Source organism: Rugamonas violacea (genome assembly GCF_016461825.1).
Classification (GTDB): domain Bacteria; phylum Pseudomonadota; class Gammaproteobacteria; order Burkholderiales; family Burkholderiaceae_D; genus Rugamonas.
The window spans coordinates 227,320-244,983 of sequence record NZ_JAEMNU010000113.1; the positions used below are offsets into that span (position 1 = coordinate 227,320).

At 68.2% G+C, this 17,664-nt stretch carries 4 protein-coding genes; 1 reads left to right on the plus strand and 3 read right to left on the minus strand.

Annotated elements, in window-relative coordinates; translation table 11 throughout:
- Nucleotides 1-26 precede the first annotated feature (26 nt).
- Nucleotides 27-13,025: a non-ribosomal peptide synthetase gene (locus H7U20_RS20525; protein ID WP_233410941.1), complete on the minus strand. Its 12,999-nt coding sequence runs from the start codon at nucleotides 13,023-13,025 to the stop codon at nucleotides 27-29.
- Between the two features lie 482 nt (nucleotides 13,026-13,507).
- Here H7U20_RS20525 and H7U20_RS20530 point away from each other — a divergent pair, with 482 nt between their 5' ends.
- Nucleotides 13,508-14,650, plus strand: a complete 1,143-nt coding sequence (locus H7U20_RS20530) for a glycosyltransferase family 4 protein (protein WP_199760991.1) — start codon at nucleotides 13,508-13,510, stop codon at nucleotides 14,648-14,650.
- A gap of 445 nt (nucleotides 14,651-15,095) precedes the next feature.
- Here H7U20_RS20530 and H7U20_RS20535 read toward each other — a convergent pair whose 3' ends face one another.
- Nucleotides 15,096-15,401 (minus strand): hypothetical protein, encoded by a 306-nt coding sequence (locus tag H7U20_RS20535; RefSeq protein ID WP_199760992.1) that lies wholly within the window; start codon nucleotides 15,399-15,401, stop codon nucleotides 15,096-15,098.
- A 174-nt stretch (nucleotides 15,402-15,575) separates the two neighbouring features.
- Nucleotides 15,576-17,664 (minus strand): RHS repeat domain-containing protein (locus H7U20_RS20540; RefSeq protein ID WP_199760993.1); only part of this gene is annotated, 2,089 nt, incomplete at its 5' end.

A 17,664-nucleotide genomic window follows, 5' to 3' on the forward strand; every position in this document is an offset into this window, starting at 1 on the left:
GTTTTCCTTGTCAGCTGGCCCGGGGCTCAGCATTCGTCGTATTCGTCCAGTTGGTCGTCCGCCACGCGCGCCGCCGCCAACGCGCGCGCCAGCGCGGCCACCGTGGCATCCTCGAAGAACGCCCGCAGCGCCACTTTGACGCCGCAGCGCTGCCGCACGGCGGCCAGCAGCGCGGTCGCCAGCATCGAGTGCCCGCCCAATTCAAAGAAGTCGTCGAGGCGGCCGACCCGTGGCACATCCAGCACTTCACGCCACAGCTGGGCCAGCAGCTGTTCCAGTTCGCCCTGCGGCGCCGCGTATGGCAGCGCCGCCGTGGCCGCCGCTTCCGGCGGCGGCAGCGCCTTGCGGTCGATCTTGCCGTTGGCGGTCAGCGGCAACGCCGCCAACGCCATGAAGGCGGCCGGTATCATGTAGTCGGGCAGCAGCGCGGCCAGCGCCGCGCGCAATGTCGGTGGCGGCGTCGCCGCGCCATCGGCCATCACCACATACGCCAGCAGACGCGCCTGCTCGCCGCTCTCGGCCACCACCAGCGCCTGGCGTACGCCGTCGCAGCCCAGCAAGCGCTGCTCGATTTCCCCCGGTTCGATGCGGAAGCCGCGCAGCTTGATCTGGTGGTCGTTGCGGCCGGCGTAGGCCAGGTCGCCATCGGCGCGCCAATAACCCAGGTCGCCGCTGCGGTAGAGCCGGCGCATGCCTTGGCCATCCGGGTCGGCCCACACGAAACGCTCGGCATCCAGTTCCGGCCGTTCGAAGTAGCCGCGCGCCAGGCCGGCGCCGCCCAGCAGGATTTCGCCGATGCAGCCCGGCGGCACCGGCTGCAGCCGGCTGTCGAGCACATACGCTTGCAGGTTGCTCAGCGGGCGCCCCAGCGCCACGGTCGCGCTGGGCGCGGCGCCGTCGCCTGTCGGCAGGCAGCGCTTGAGCGTGGCCCAGATGGTCGCCTCCGTCGGACCATAGGCGTTCCACAACGCGCCGCAGCGCGCCAGCACGGCTTGCGCCAACGCGGCCGGCAGCGCTTCGCCGCCGCACACCGCCTTCAGCCCGGCGCTGCCCCGCCAACCGGCGCGCAGCAGCATCTGCCAGGTCGCCGGCGTGGCCTGCAACGCCGTCACCGCATGCCGCTCCAGCGCCGCCAGGAGCAGGTCAGGGTCCTGCGCCGCTTCACGCCCGAGCAGCACCACTTGCGCGCCGCAGGCGAGCGGGAGAAACCATTCCAGCGCCGCGATGTCGAAACCGGCCGTGGTGACGGCCAGCAGGCGGTCCGAGGGCGCCAGCTGCAATTGCTCTTGCATCGCCAGCAGCAGGTTGCAGACCGCGCCATGTTCCACCATGACGCCTTTGGGACGGCCGGTCGAGCCGGAGGTGTAAATCAGATACGCCAGGTCGGACGGCTGGACGCCGCGCGCCGGGTTGTGCTCGGGCAGATCGTCGCGCAGCAGCGGGTTGGCGGGGCCGTCGAGCAGCAAGCGCGGCACCTCCGCCGCGTCGGCCAGGCCGGCCAGCGCCGTTTGCGTCAACATCAGCGCCGGACGGCTGTCGGCCAGCATATCGGCCAGCCGCACCGAATAGGCAGGGTCCAGCGGCACGTAGGCGGCACCCGCCTTCAACACGGCTAGCAGGGCGATCAACAACTCGGGAGCACGGTCAAGGCATACGGCAACGCGGTCATCCGCACGCAAGGCGAAGCTCGCCAGATGGTGGGCCAAACGGTTGGCGCGCCGGTTCAGTTGCGCGTAGGTGAGGCGGGTATCGCCACATTGCAGCGCCACTGCGTCCGGCGTGCGCACGGCCTGGGCCTCGAACAGCCCATGCACGCCGCCGCCGTGCTGCCAGGCGCGCGATGGGCCGGCCGCCAGCGCCAGCACCGCCGCGCGCTGCGCCTCGGCCAGCAAGGGCAAGGCGGCGATGGCTTGGTGCTCATCGGCGCACATGCCCTCCAGCACCGCAACATAGGCGGCGGCATGGCGCTGCGCGGTCGCGTGGTCGAACAGTGCGGTCGCGTAAACCAGTTCGGCGCCAATGCCCGCGCCGCTGTCGGTCAGCGACAAGGCCAAGTCTTCATTGACGCTCACGGCGGGCGCCTCGAGCGGCTCCAGCTCCAGTCCGGCCAACCGCAGCGCCTGCGCCTGCGGTGTGTTATTCATCGTCAGCATGGTCTGGAACAGCGGACCATGCGCCATGCTGCGTATCGGACGCAGCGCTTCCACCACTTGATCGAACGGCAAATCCTGGTGCTGGTATGCCGCCAGCGTGACCTGCCTCACTCGCGCCAGCAGCCCGGCGACTTCAAGATCCCCGCCGCATGGCACGCGCAGCGCCAGCGTGTTGACAAAGAAGCCGATCAATCCTTCCACGTCGGCGCGCTGGCGATTGGCCACCGGCGTGCCGATCACCACCTCGTCTTGGCCGGACAGGCGCGCCAGCAGCGCGGCCCAGCCGCCCAGCAACACCATGAACAGGGTGGCGCCGTGGCGCTGCGCCAGCGCACGCAGCGACGCCGCCAGCGGCGCCGGCAATTCGAACGCCAGCCGCGCGCCGCCATGATCCTGCAGCGCGGGACGCGGACGGTCGGTCGGCACGGCCAGCAGCGCCGGCGCGCCGGCCAACTGGCGGCGCCAGTAGTCGGCCTGGCTTTGCCGGCGCTCGCCTTGCAGCCAGTTGCGCTGCCAGTGCGCGTAATCGGCGTACTGGATCGCCAGCGGCGGCAAGGGATCGGCGCCACCGTCGGCGTACGCTTGGTACAGCGCACCGAATTCACGTACCAGCACCGCCACCGACCAGCCGTCGGAAATGATGTGGTGCTGGCAAACCAGCAGCATGTGTTCGTCGTCGGCGGTGCGCAACAATTGGCCGCGCACCAGCGGGCCGGCGGCAAGGTCGAATGGCGCGCCGAACACGGCCAGGCCGGCCTGACGCAGTGCCTGCTCGCGCTGCGCCGCCGGCGACCCGCGCAGATCGCTTTCCTCCAACGCAAAACCGGCCTGCGAGGCGATCAGCTGCACCGGCGCGCCATCCTGTTCGGCGAAGCGCGTGCGCAGGCTGTCGTGGCGCGCCACGATGCGGTCGAGCGCGGCGCGCAGCGCAACGCGGTCCAGCGCGCCGCGCAGGCGCAGTCCCAGCGGAATGTGATAGGCCGCGCTGGCGGCGCGGTCGAACTGGTCGAGGAACCACAGGCGCTGCTGCGCCCAGGACAGCTGCGGCGCCACACCGCGTGGCATCGGCTCGATGCGGCTCCAGCCGGCCGGTGCGCAGTCGGCCAACGCGCCGGCCAGCGCCGCCAAGGTTGGATGCTCAAACACCGCCGCCAGCGGCAACACCAGGCCCAACGCCTGGTGGACGCGCGCGGCCAGCTGGATCGCCAGCAGCGAATGGCCACCCAGCTCGAAGAAGTGGTCATCCAGGCCGACCTGCGCCACATTCAGTAGGCTTTGCCAAATGCCGGCCAGCGCCACTTCCGATGCGCCGTCCGGCGCGCGGTAGGCCTGCCTGCCATAGGCGTCCTGGTCGGGGGCCGGCAAGGCATGGCGGTCCAGCTTGCCGTTCGAGGTGAGCGGCAAGGTCTCCAACAGCACGAAGGCGGCCGGCAGCATATACTCGGGCAATTGCCCTGCCAAGGCCTTGCGCAACAGCGCCGCGCTCAGCTGCGCGGCAGGCGCCGCCACCACATACGCCACCAGCCGCTGGTCGCCCGGCCGGTCCTCGCGGGCCAGCACGGCCGCTTCGCGCACGCCGTCGCAGGCTGCCAGACGCGCTTCGATCTCGCCCAGTTCCACCCTGAAGCCACGGATCTTGACCTGGAAGTCGGCGCGGCCCAAATATTCGATATCGCCACCTTCCAGGTAGCGCGCCAGATCGCCGGTACGGTACATGCGGCGATACTCCGCCGATGCATCGTCTGGCGCGAAGGGGTTGGCGACAAACCGCTCGGCGGTCAGCGCAGCACGGTTCAGATAGCCGCGCGCGATGCCGGCACCGCTGATATACAGTTCGCCCGCCACCCCGGGTGGCACCGGATTCAAGCGCTCATCAAGCAGATAGGTGCGGGTGTTATGCATGGGAACGCCGATGGGCACGCAGGCGTGCCGCGCCAGCCCTGCCGCATTGGCCTCCCACACGTGCGAATACACCGTGTATTCGGTCGGACCGTAGCCATTGATGAAGCGGCAGTGCGCCGACCAGGCCTGCGCCAGGTCCGGCGGACAGGCTTCGCCCACCGAAACCACGGTAAAGCGCGACGGCTGCTCCAGCGCCGCCGGGTCCAACTGGCGTAGCAGCGACGGCACCAGCACCATCACGTGGATACCATGCCGGTTAATGCAAGCGACCAGGCGCTCCGGCGCCAAGTCGGCCGGCTCCAGCAGCACCAGGGCGGCGCCGTTCAGCAGCGCCATCATGGTCTCGCCAACGGCACCGTCGAAACTATATGAAAACAGCTGGGCGACGCGGCTGTCGCCATCCAGGCGGTAATAGTGGCGCTGCCAGTTGGCCAGGTTCAGCACACCGCCATGCCCGACCATCACGCCCTTGGGAACGCCGGTCGAGCCGGAGGTATAGATCACATAGGCCAGGCTGTGCGGATGCATGCCCTGGCGCGGCGCCGGATTATGCTCCGGCGCCGCCGCGCCGTCGCACGGCGCGCCGTCCGCACCGAGGCGCAGCAACGGCAAATCGGCTTCCTGCAGCGCCGCCGGCAACGTGCCGTCGGCGACCAGCACCACCGGCCCACTGTCGGCCAACATGAAGGCCAGACGCTCGGCCGGATAAGCGGGATCGAGCGGCACATAGGCGGCACCCGACTTGAGCACCCCCAGCAGCGCCGCCAGCACCGCAACGCCGCGGGCGGCGCAGACGGCGACACGGTCGCCGGGCTGCACGCCAGCCGCCAGCAGGCGGTGCGCCACCTGGTTGGCGCGGCGGTTCAGCTCACCGTAGCTCAGCTGCCGGTCGCCATGCACCAGCGCGCACGCCTGTGGCCGCGCCGCTGCGCAAGCTTCGAAGCGGGCATGAATCGGCTGCTGATCCGGATACGGGAACGCGGTGGCATTGTAGTCATCGAGCAGCATGGCGCGTTCGGCGGCAGGCAGCACCGGCAGCGCCAGCACTGGTTGCGACGGCTGTTCGAGCAGCGCCTCGGCCAGCGCCGCCACCGCCGTCGCCGCATAGCCGGCCAGACGCTGCGCATTGGCGCTACCGACACATTGCGCGTTCAGCGCGAAGTCCTGTTCCAGTTCGTCGACCGACAGCGTGACTGGATAATTGGTGCGCTCCTCCACCGCCAGCACGCGCACGCCAGCCCACATGCCCTGCTCCCGGGCGGCGCCATGCAGGCGCGTATGCCGGTAATTGAGCAGCGCGGTAAATAGCGGCATCGGCGCGGCGATGCCGCTGCAGCGCTGCGCCAGTCCGAGCGAGGCCTGCTCGTGCAGCAGCAGTTCACCCAGCGCGGCATGGCAAGCGCGCACGGCTTTTGCGGCATCGCTGCCGGCCAGCCGCAGGCGCAGCGGCAGCGTATTAATAAACATGCCCAGCGTATCCTGCATCTCCGCGCCGCCGTGCAGGCGGCCCGACAGCACCGTGCCGAACACCACGTCGTCGCGGCCGCTGCACTGGCCCAGCACCTGCGCATAAGCCACGTGGAACAGCACCGCCGGCGTCACGCCGTAACGGCGCGCCGCCTCACGCACCTGTAAAGCCGCCTTGGTGGGCAGGCGCAAGCGCGCCTCCTGCACTTGCCAGCCATCGCCGCGCACATCGAGCACGCCGAATGGCGCGGTCGGCTCCGCCACATCGGCCAACTGGCGGCGGAAGTATGCGGCATGTTCCTCATGCCCGGCCGCTTCGGTGCGGGCGATGAAGGCGCGGTAAGGTTGAAGCGCCGGCAACTGCGCCGCGCGTCCGCTCAAGATGGCGCCGATTTCGCCGATCAAGAGGTCTAGCGTGACGTGGTCGCAGACGATATGGTGATAAAGCAGCGCCAGCAGCCAGCGGCCGGACGCCGCATCGGCCATGACATGGGCGCGCAGCAACGGCGCCTGGCGCAAGTCCAGTCGCTGCCGCTGCGGATCGCAATGCGCCATGAGCTGTTCCAGCGCCGCCCCATCCGCCGCCGGCAATTCTTCGACGCCCAGCGGCGCCTCCCGCAACACCACCTGCACCGGCCGCGCCAGGCCCTCCCAGTGAATGGCGGTGCGCAGGATGTCGTGGCGCGCCAGCGCATCGTCCATCGCGGCCATGAAGCGGTCCAGATGCGCGCGGCTGTCGAAGTCCAGCACCAGCCGCTGCAGATAGGCGTCCCCCTGCTGCTGCAACAGATGGTGGAACAGGATGCCCTCCTGTAGCGGTCCGAGCGGATAAATATCCTGAATGTTGGCGGCACCACCCGGTACCGCAGCACAAATGCGCTCCAGCGCATCCTGCTCCAACCCCGCCAACGCCGTCATGGCGGGCGTAATCACAGTAGCGCCCGGCGGAATCACGCCGCTTGGCGCCGCCGGCGCCGCTGCCGGCAGCGGCAGCGCCGACGCGGCGCTGGCCAGGTCGCACAGTACCGGATGTTCGAAGACGGTGCGGACATCCGCCCCCAGTCCCTGCGCGCGTAATTGCGAAATCAGGCTGACCACCAGCAGCGAGTGGCCGCCCAGTTCGAAGAAATTGTCGTGGCGGCCGACCCGCTGCGCGCCGAGCAGTTCCTGCCACAGCTGCGCCAGCGCCGTCTCGGTCGCCCCCACCGGTTCGGCGTAGGCGCGGCTGGCGAGCGCATCGTCTTCCGGCGCCGGCAGCGCGCGCCGGTCCAACTTGCCGTTCGGCGTCAGCGGCAAGGCCGCCAGCGCCACGAACGCGGCCGGCACCATATACTCCGGCAACTGCGCCGCCAGCAGCCGGCGCAGCGCGCCGGCGTCCGGCGCGCCGCCCTCCCGCGCCACCAGATACGCCACCAGGCGCCGGTCGCCCGGCCGGTCTTCGCGCACCACCACCACCGCCTCGCGCACGCCCTGGCATGCCAGCAGGCGGGCCTCCACCTCGCCCGGCTCGATGCGGTAGCCGCGCAGCTTGACCTGGAAGTCGTTGCGGCCGCGGTAGTCGATCACCCCGTCGGCGCGCCGGCGCGCCATGTCGCCGCTGCGGTACATGCGCCCGCCGGCGTGGAACGGGTCGGCCAGGAAGCGCTGCGCATTCAATTCCTCGCGCCGGTGGTAGCCGCGCGCCACGCCGGCGCCGCCGATATAGATTTCCCCTTCCACGCCGGGCGGCACCGGCTGCCGCTGCGCATCGAGCAGGTAAATCCGGGTATTCGCGATCGGCAGGCCGATCGGCACCTCCGGCTGCGCCTCGTCCACCTGCCGCGCCTCGTGCACGATACAGCCCACCACCGTCTCGGTCGGCCCGTATTCATTGACGATGCGCGTGGCCGGGCTAAGCCGGCGCCACAGCGCCACCGTCGCCGCCGCCAGCGTCTCGCCGCCCACCACAAACAAACCCACCTGCGCGCGCAGCGTGTCCGGCCGCAGGCGCTGGCCCAGCAGCGCCAGGTGCGCCGGGGTGATTTTCACCAGATCCCAACGGCCGTCCCGCCGCAGGCCCGCTTCCAGCTGGTCCAGTTCGGCACCGTCGCGCAACAAGGTGGCGCAGCCGCCGCTCAGCAACGGCAGATACAGGCCGGTGATGGTGGCGTCGAACGCCAGCGGCGACAGCACCAGCGTGTCCAGCGGCCCCGCCGCCGCCGCGTAGGCTTGCAGCGCCCAGTGCAGGTAATTGTTTAGCGCCGCGTGTTCGATCATCACGCCCTTGGGCACGCCGCTCGAACCGGAGGTGTACATCAGGTACGCCAGGTGGCGCCGCGTCAGGCCGGCCACGCTGGGATTGTGCTGCTGCGCAGCGGCCGGCGCGCCCCGGTATTCCGCGCCGTCGAGCACGATGACGCGCAGCAGGCTCGACGCCGGCAACAGGTCTTCCTGCGCCAGCAGCGTCACCACCGCCACCGGGGCGCAATCGGCCAGCAGTTGCGCCAGCCGCTGCGGCGGCTGCGCCGCATCCAGCGGCACATAGGCGCAGCCGGCCTTCAAGATGCCCCATAGCGCCACCACCATGTCCGGGCTGCGCTCCAGACAGATCGCGATGCGGTCGTCCGGCCGCACGCCCAGCGCCAGCAGCCGGTGCGCCAACACGTTGGCGCGCGCATTGAGCTGGGCATAGCTGATCCGCTCGCCCTCGTAGGCCAGCGCCGGCGCGTCGGGCGTGGCCGCCGCCCGGGCTTCGAAGACCTGGTGCGCCAGGCCGGTCGGCCCGAAATCGCGCGCCGTGCGGTTGCAATCGTCGAGCTGGGCGCGGCGTTCGGCATCGTCCAGCAGCGCCAGGGCGCCCACCGGCCGGGCCTCGTCGCCCGCCATCGCCGCCAGCAGCCGCTTGAAATAGCCGCCGAAGCGCAGCACCGTGGCCTCCTCGAACAGGTCGCCGGCGTATTCGATTTCGCAGGCGATATCCCGGCCGCCGTCCGAGAACGACAGCGACAGGTCGAACTTGGCCATCACCTGCGGCGCCTCCAGCGGCGCCAGGCGCAAGCCCGCCAGCGTCAACTCGCCCTGGCGCGGCGTGTCGTTGTGCGTGATCATGCTCTGGAAGATCGGGCTGTGGCCCATGTGGCGCGGCGGCTTGAGCGCCTCCACCACCTGCTCGAACGGCACATCCTGGCGCCGGTACGCCGCCAGCGTCGTCTGGCGCAGTTGCGCCAGCAGCTGCGCCACCGTCACGTCGCCATCGAAGCGCACCCGCAGCGGCAGCGCATTGACGAAAAATCCGATCAGCGCTTCGCTTTCGGGCCGCTGGCGGTTGGCCACCGCCGCCCCCACCACCACGTCGTCCTGCCCGGACAGGCGCGCCAGCAGCGCCGACCAGCCGGCCAGCATGACCACAAACGGGGTGCAGCCATGGCGCTGCGCCAACGCGCGCACCTGCTGCGCCAACTCTGGCGCCAGCGCGCAGCGCACCTTGCCGCCGGCATAGCTTTGCTGGGCCGGACGCGGCCGGTCCGTCGGCAGCGTCAGCAGCGCCGGCGCCCCCTCCAGGTGGCTGCGCCAGTGCTCCAGTTGTTCCCGCAAACGCTCACCTTGCACCGTGGCGCGCTGCCAGTGCGCATAGTCGGCATACTGGATCGCCAGCGGCGCCAGCGGGTCGGGCCGGCCCTGGCTGAAGGCGGCGTACAACGCGCTCACCTCGCGCACCAGGATCCCCATCGACCAGCCGTCCGAAACGATATGGTGCTGCGTCACCAGCAGCACATGTTCGCGCTCGCCCAACCGTAGCAGGCGGCCGCGCACCAGCGGCCCGGCCGCCAGGTCGAACGGCCGGCAGTACTCATCCACCGCGGCGCGCTGCACCGCAGCGGCCTGCTCCGCCCCGCCCAGCTGCGACAGCTCGCCGCGCTCCAGCGCAAAGCTGGCCGGCGCCGCGATGCATTGCCGCGGCATGCCGTCCGCGCCCTCGGCAAAGGTGGTGCGTAGGCTTTCATGGCGCGCCACCAGCCGGTCCAATGTCGCCTGCAACGCCGCCACGTCCAGCACGCCGCTGAGGCGCAAGCCGACCGCGATATGGTAGGCGGCGCTGGCCGCCGAATCGAGGCGGTCCAGAAACCAGAGGCGCTGCTGCGCCATCGACAGCGGCAATGGCGCTATACGCGGCACGGCGACGATGGCCGGCCCGCTGTCAACACCGCCGGCCACCACCACCGCAGCCATCTGGGCCAGCGTAGGATGCGCAAACAGCTCGCTCAGCTGCAGTTCCACGCCCAAGGCCTGGCGGATGCGCGTGACGAGTTGCACCAGCAGCAGCGAGTGGCCGCCCAGTTCGAAGAAATTGTCGTGGCGGCCGACCCGCTGCGCGCCGAGCAGCTCCTGCCACAGCTGCGCCAGCGCCGTCTCGGTCGCCCCCACCGGTTCGGCGTAGGCGCGGCTGGCGAGCGCATCGTCTTCCGGCGCCGGCAGCGCGCGCCGGTCCAACTTGCCGTTCGGCGTCAGCGGCAAGGCCGCCAGCGCCACGAACGCGGCCGGCACCATATACTCCGGCAACTGCGCCGCCAGCAGCCGGCGCAGCGCGCCGGCGTCCGGCGCGCCGCCCTCCCGCGCCACCAGATACGCCACCAGGCGCCGGTCGCCCGGCCGGTCTTCACGCACCACCACCACCGCCTCGCACACGCCCTGGCATGCCAGCAGGCGGGCCTCCACCTCGCCCGGCTCGATGCGGTAGCCGCGCAGCTTGACCTGGAAGTCGTTGCGGCCACGGTAGTCGATCACCCCATCGGCGCGCCGACGCGCCAGGTCGCCGCTGCGGTACATGCGCCCGCCGGCGTGAAACGGGTCGGTCAGGAAGCGCTGCGCATTCAATTCCTCGCGCCGGTGGTAGCCGCGCGCCACGCCGGCGCCGCCGATATAGATTTCCCCTTCCACACCCGGCGGCACCGGCTGCCGCTGCGCATCGAGCAGGTAAATCCGGGTATTCGCGATCGGCAGGCCGATCGGCACCTCCGGCTGCGCCTCGTCCGCTTCCCGCGCTTCATGTACGATGCAGCCCACCACCGTCTCGGTCGGCCCGTATTCATTGACGATGCGCGTGGCCGGGCTAAGCCGGCGCCACAGCGCCACCGTCGCCGACGCCAGCGTCTCGCCGCCCACCACAAACAAACCCACCTGCGCGCGCAGCGTGTCCGGCCGCAGGCGCTGGGCCAGCAGCGCCAGATGCGCCGGGGTGATTTTCACCAGATCCCAACGACCGTCCCGCCGCAAGCCCGCTTCCAGCTGGTCCAGTTCGGCGCCGTCGCGCAGCAAGGTGGCGCAGCCGCCGCTCAGCAGCGGCAGATACAGGCCGGTGATGGTGGCGTCGAACGCCAGCGGCGACAGCACCAGCGCGTCGAGCGGCCGCCCCGCCGCCGCCGCGTAGGCTTGCAGCGCCCAGTGCAGGTAATTGTTCAGCGCCGCGTGTTCGATCATCACGCCCTTGGGCACGCCGCTCGAACCGGAGGTGTACATCAGGTACGCCAGGTGGCGCCGCGTCAGGCCGGCCACGCTGGGATTGTGCTGCTGCGCCGTGGCCGGCGCGTCCCGGTACTCCGCGCCGTCGAGCACGATGACGCGCAGCAGGCTCGACGCCGGCAGCAGGTCTTCCTGCGCCTGCAGCGTCACCACCGCCACCGGGGCGCAATCGGCCAGCAGCTGCGCCAGCCGCTGCGGCGGCTGCGCCGCATCCAGCGGCACATAGGCGCAGCCGGCCTTCAAGATGCCCCATAGCGCCACCACCATGTCCGGGCTGCGCTGCAGGCAGATCGCGATGCGGTCGTCCGGCAGCACACCGAGCGCCAGCAGCCGGTGCGCCAACACGTTGGCGCGCGCATTGAGCTGGGCATAGCTGATCCGCTCCCCCTCGTAGGCCAGCGCCGGCGCGTCGGGCGTGGCCGCCGCCCGGGCTTCGAAGACCTGGTGCGCCAGGCCGGTCGGCCCGAAATCGTGCGCCGTGCGGTTGCAATCGTCGAGCTGCGCGCGGCGTTCGGCATCGTCCAGCAGCGCCAGGGCGCGCACCGGTTGGGCCTCGCCGTCCGCCATCGCCGCCAGCAGCCGCTTGAAATAGCCGCCGAAGCGCAGCACCGTGGCCTCCTCGAACAGGTCGCCGGCGTATTCGATTTCGCAGGCGATGTCCCGGCCGCCGTCCGAGAACGACAGCGACAGGTCGAACTTGGCCATCACCTGCGGCGCCTCCAGCGGCGCCAGGCGCAAGCCCGCCAGCGTCAACTCGCCCTGGCGCGGCGTGTCGTTGTGCGTGATCATGCTCTGGAAGATCGGGCTGTGGCCCATGTGGCGCGGCGGCTTGAGCGCCTCCACCACCTGCTCGAACGGCACGTCCTGGCGCCGGTATGCCGCCAGCGTCGTCTGGCGCAGTTGCGCCAGCAGCTGCGCCACCGTCACGTCGCCATCGAAGCGTACCCGCAGCGGCAGCGCATTGACGAAAAATCCGATCAGCGCTTCGCTTTCGGGCCGCTGGCGGTTGGCCACCGCCGCCCCCACCACCACGTCGTCCTGCCCGGACAGGCGCGCCAGCAGCGCCGACCAGCCGGCCAGCATGACCACGAACGGGGTGCAGCCATGGCGCTGCGCCAACGCGCGCACCTGCTGCGCCAACTCTGGCGCCAGCGCGCAGCGCACCTTGCCGCCGGCATAGCTTTGCTGGGCCGGACGCGGCCGGTCCGTCGGCAGCGTCAGCAGTGCCGGCGCGCCCTCCAGGTGGCTGCGCCAGTGCTCCAGTTGTTCCCGCAGGCGTTCACCGCGCACCGTGGCGCGCTGCCAGTGCGCATAGTCGGCATACTGGATCGCCAGCGGCGCCAGCGGGTCGGGCCGGCCCTGGCTGAAGGCGGCGTACAACGCGCTCACCTCGCGCACCAGGATCCCCATCGACCAGCCGTCCGAGACGATATGGTGCTGCGTCACCAGCAGCACATGTTCGCGCTCGCCCAACCGTAGCAGGCGGCCGCGCACCAGCGGCCCGCTCGCCAGGTCGAACGGCCGGCAGTACTCATCCACCGCGGCGCGCTGCACCGCAGCGGCCTGCTCCGCCCCGCCCAGCTGCGACAGCTCGCCGCGCTCCAGCGCAAAGCTGGCCGGCGCCGCGATGCGCTGCAGCGGCATGCCGTCCGCGCCCTCGGCAAAGGTGGTGCGCAGGCTTTCATGGCGCGCCACCAGCCGGTCCAATGTCGCCTGCAACGCCGCCACGTCCAGCACGCCGCTGAGGCGCAAGCCCGCTGCCATGTGATAGGCGGCGCCGGCAGTGCTGTCGATCCGGCTTAACAGCCATAGACGCTGTTGGGCCCAAGACAGCGGCAGTGGCGCGTCTCGCGGGACGGCAGATATCGGCGGCAGCGCCTCGGCAGTTGGCACGGTCCGAGCGCTTTTTCCCAGGCGGCGCAACAGCAATTCCCGCCGCAGCACTTCGATATCGTCGGAGGAAGTCGGATCAACTGCGTTATTGAGATGTTTGGAATCGGCCATTTTAGTCTGCGATGTAGTGCAACTACATTAATTGGCGCGCGGCCGTTCCCGACAATTTTAAGGCTGGCAGGAAGCGGCGACGGCCGCGGAAGTAAGGCAAGGTGGCGTCCGCTTAAGGGCGCATCCTCAATTCGTCGTTCCGCATCGGCGGACCGCCGCGCTGGCGGGAACCCATGCTGCGCTAGACGAGATGCGACGTATAGGTTCCCGCCTACGCGGGAACGACGGGGGTTTAGAGGTGCCTTTAAACCTCGGCCAGCCTGAGTCCACTGCGATACATTTTTCGGCACAGACCCTATCAACAGAATAATGTTACCTTATTAGTAATTTATTTTGGTATGATTTCTTTACTCTTTTTTAAGATTTTTGCAAAAAATTGATTGTGCAACGCAATAAATGGCTGCCACGGCGAGCCTGCCGACCGCCTGACAAATCACGCTGCATCCACCTCACCCACGAGCCTGCCGACGACAAGGAGCGCAATGAAGATACTGATGTTCGGATGGGAATTTCCGCCATTTATTTCCGGCGGATTGGGAACCGCGTGCCATGGGCTGCTCAAGGGTTTGAGCCAGCTTGGCGGGACCGATATCTCATTTGTGCTGCCGCAGCAATTTCGCGGCGCGCATCCGGCATTTGTACAACTGATATCCCTGCCAGACGCCGTCATGGCCCGCCCGCGCGCCCCAGGCGCTTACGACAGCGGCCTGATGCCGGATGTCATCAGCTATGCCAACCGGGCCGGAAAATTCCTCGCCGATTACGGCGATTTCGACATCATTCATGCGCACGACTGGCTGACCGCGCTGGCGGGCATTCAGGCAAAGCAATGCTCGGGCCGGCCCCTGATTTTGCATGTCCACTCAACCGAGTTCGACCGTGCCGGCAAACAGGGCAATCCTGAGATCGAAGCCATTGAACGGCAGGCAGTGGAACATGCCGACCGCGTGATCGCGGTCAGCAACTACACCCGCGACGTTTTGATTGAACACTACCAGGCCGATCCGGCCAAGATCGTCACCATCCACAATGGCACCGAGCAGCGCGCCGCGCCGTCGCCGCGTCCGGCCCGCAACTACCAACCGACGGTCACCTTCCTGGGCCGCATCACGCGCCAAAAAGGTCCAAGCTATTTCATCGAAGCCGCGTGGCTGGCGCTGCGGCAGCGCCCCGACCTGCGATTCATTATGGCGGGCGACGGCGATCTGCTGCCGCAGATGAAGGAACTGGCCGGCCGCTACGGCCTGACCGAGCGCATGCGCTTTCCCGGCTTCTTGCAGCAGGACGAGGTGCAGCATGTGCTGGAACACAGCGATGTGTATGTGATGCCGTCGGTGTCGGAGCCGTTCGGCTTGACCGCACTGGAGGCGGTCGCCGCCGGCGTGCCGGCCATCCTGTCCCGTCAATCAGGGGTGGTGGAAGTGTTGCAACATGTGATCAAGGTCGATTACTGGGATACCTGCGCGATGGCCGAGGCCATGATCCGCATCGTATCGGACCAAGCCTATGCCGACACGCTGCGCAGCCATGCCCTGTGCGAACTGGAACAGGTGCAATGGACGCATGCCGCCGCGACAGTGCGCAGCACATACCGGGAACTGGCCAGTATGGCGAAGTTCGCTTGATAATCGCGCTTGCGCCGTTTGTACTATCTATGCAGTGAGCTCGATCCTAGCGTTCTCATCAATAGGGAATTCAGTAACAAAGTTCTCGTAAGAATTAGGAAGTCTAACGGATACCGAGCCGGGAGTGAAGCTGTACAACCACCACAGCGGTGGATCGTTGTCGTAAGGCGCAAGGCTAGCCGCAGCGCGGCTTTGCGCCGAAACCGGAGGTTGCGTGATGTGTGAGAGATTGGCGGGGGCGCGGGGACTCCCCGCACCGGCCCAGGATGGCCGTCACCAGCGGCTGCAACGCCACCGGGTGGCTTTTTCGGCAGGATACGAACGGGATACAAATGGGATACGACCGATGGCCGATGGGAAACGACAGGGTACGAACAGGATACGCGTCACCCGTGCTGTCGATCCCGCCCAGGCCGCATCAATGGCCCAGTACACCATGCGGTTCCTAAAAATCCTTGCGAATGTACGCTGTCAAGTCATTCTCCGGTGTGAATGGTAGCGCGTGGAATGGTGCTTGAATGGCCAGCGTGTAAACATCAGCGCCAGGCACCACCGCAAGGTGATCGCCGCTGCTCGTGAACAAGGCAAACCCACATTCCGCCTCACACTCATCTGAATTGTAGACAAGCTTTTGAACCTCCCGTACCTCCGACCAAGACGCGGGCAAGCTCACCATTTCCGGCACATCGTCCGAGCTGACCACTTCAAACGTGAGGGTACCAATCTCTTCCCAGCCGCTGAGATCATGCATATCTACGCCCACCCTGAGGGTCCGACCATCGCACAACCGCAACCACAACGTCGAGGGCGGTCCAACCTTGGGGACATTAGTAGCGTAAGCGCTCAAGCCGCTGCGTAAACCGGCAGCCAGTGCCGGCGCAGAAGCCACGTCAAAACACAACACGTTTTTCACGATACCCCCGAATTAATAGTGAAGTGTTTCAGGCAGCTTGTTGCCATTACCCGGTATCTCAATGCGAGGACCATCGCCTGGGTTCTTGGTGCCCGGACGAATCCAGACACCATTGTCGCCAACTTGTGCGCCAGGAATTTTGCTTCGACCATCACTACCTGGGAATGGTTTCCCGGTACCACCAGTCAATTTATCAAAATCCTTTTCGGCGTCACCAGTCCCGCCATTTCCTGGAGTAAGTGGCCCACTCGTGTGGCGCTTTCCGCTGTTCCCCGGACCTGCACGCGGGTCACTTTGATCACCTACCAAGTCGCCAGGGACTGGCGGTGCACTGTTTGTACCATTCTCCGACTGCGCTTCCTCGGCGTCCTTACGCAAAGCCTCAATTTGCTCGGGTGAGAACAGCGGCTTTCCATTCTTACTCTGTTGCTGCCAATCCGCAATCTCACCCGCATGATCCATCGTACCGGCATTTCCCGGCATAAGCACCGCTACGCCAGCCGCAGTACGGGTCAATATCTGGGTTCCAACCCGGGCTGCCACCGCGCCTGGATTTTTGACCAGATAGCGGCCGGCCTGCCGGGCTTGCTGCGCCAAAGCATCCAACACTGTCCGAATGCGTCTCGCTTCACATGTAGGACCACAGCCGGACACTTCCACGATAGCAGAATCATACCCCGTCGGATCGACCAGATTTGTCGGGTTGTTCAGAACGTAGCTGTACCGATTAAAACTTTGGCCGTTGCCTGGATCGGTAAGGTGAGGATCGGCCGACAGGAACCGCGCCAACGCCGGATCATACACCCGCCCATTCATGTGCACGAGGTCGAGCTGGTCGAGCATTTCGTGGCCGGTGTAGCCGCGGTTGTCGACCTTGCCGACGAGTTCGTCCGGCGGGGCGTCGTCGCCGACCTCGCGCCGCTTGCCCCAGGCGTCGTAGTCCAGCGCATCGAGCCGCTCGCCGCCCGCCCCCAGCACGGCGATCGGACTGCCCAGGTGGTCGCGGTAGATCCAGTGCAACGCCGTTTCCTGTCCTGGGCGGTCGATCTCCACGCCCAGTCCCAGCGGCCAGTAGGTCTTCACGGTGGCGACGCCGCCGACATTCTCGACCTCCTGCGCGCCGGCATACACGACGCCGCCGCCGCCCTGCCGCTCCTGCCGCGTGCGCTGGTGCTCGGGACCGTAGACGAAGTCGGCGTACTTGTCGCCCTTGCTCAGGCGCACGGGCATGTCGAAGCTGGTCCAGCTGGCCGTGCGGCCGGCGCCGCCGGTCAGGTTGCCGTTGTCGTCGTACTCGAAGCGGCCGAGGCCGCCGATCGAGTCGACCGCGTGCGGCCGCTTCGACCCCTTGCCCTGCGCCGGATAGCGCAGCACGCCGTCACCCACGCCCGGCTTGCCCGTCAGGTTGCCGGCGGCATCATAGTCGAACACTTGCTTGGCCCGCACCGGCGTCAGCATCTCGCTCGACTTGAGCCGGTTCAGCTCGTCATAGACGAAGTGCTCCGCATAGCCGATCTCGCTCCAGTGGTGGGTGCGGTCGGTGACGTTGCCCAGCGCGTCGTACTGGTAGCCCTCCTGCAACAGCGCGCCGCCGGCCGCCGTTTGCAGGGCGCCGCCGTCGAGCAGGCCAGTGTACGGCGAGTAGTCGTGCTTGCGCACCAGGCCGTTGCCCCAGGACGCCTCCGTCTCGCGCCCCGCCGCGTCCTGCGCGTTCAACTCCCATAGCACCAGGCCGGCGCGTTCGACACGGCTCAGCTGGCCGTAAGCGCCGTAGCGCAGATCGTAGGCCTTGGCCGCGTCGTCGCCGCGCTGGTGGACCTGGCGCGATGGACGGCCCCAGGCGTCGTACTCGGTCCGGCTCGCATAGACGCCGTCGCGCAGCCGCGTCGTCGTCCCGCTCGGCCGGCCCAGGCTGTCGTAGGTGTGCTGGCGGCGGTAGTCGTACTGCCCGGCCACCACCGTGTTGGCCTCGGCCAGTTGGCCCACGCCCGTCGGCGCGCTGTCGTAAATCCAGTAGCTGTCCAGGTCCGGCTCGTTGCGCGCCGTCATGCGGCCCAACGCGTCGTATTCGACATTGCTGCGCTGCCCGGCCTTGCGCTGG

Bases quoted from the DNA above. Each gene is read 5' to 3' on its own strand.
- H7U20_RS20525 (WP_233410941.1), bottom strand. From the start codon at position 13,025: ATGGCCGATTCCAAACATCTCAATAACGCAGTTGATCCGACTTCCTCC.
- H7U20_RS20535 (WP_199760992.1), bottom strand. From the start codon at position 15,401: ATGCATGATCTCAGCGGCTGGGAAGAGATTGGTACCCTCACGTTTGAA.
- H7U20_RS20530 (WP_199760991.1), top strand. From the start codon at position 13,508: ATGAAGATACTGATGTTCGGATGGGAATTTCCGCCATTTATTTCCGGC.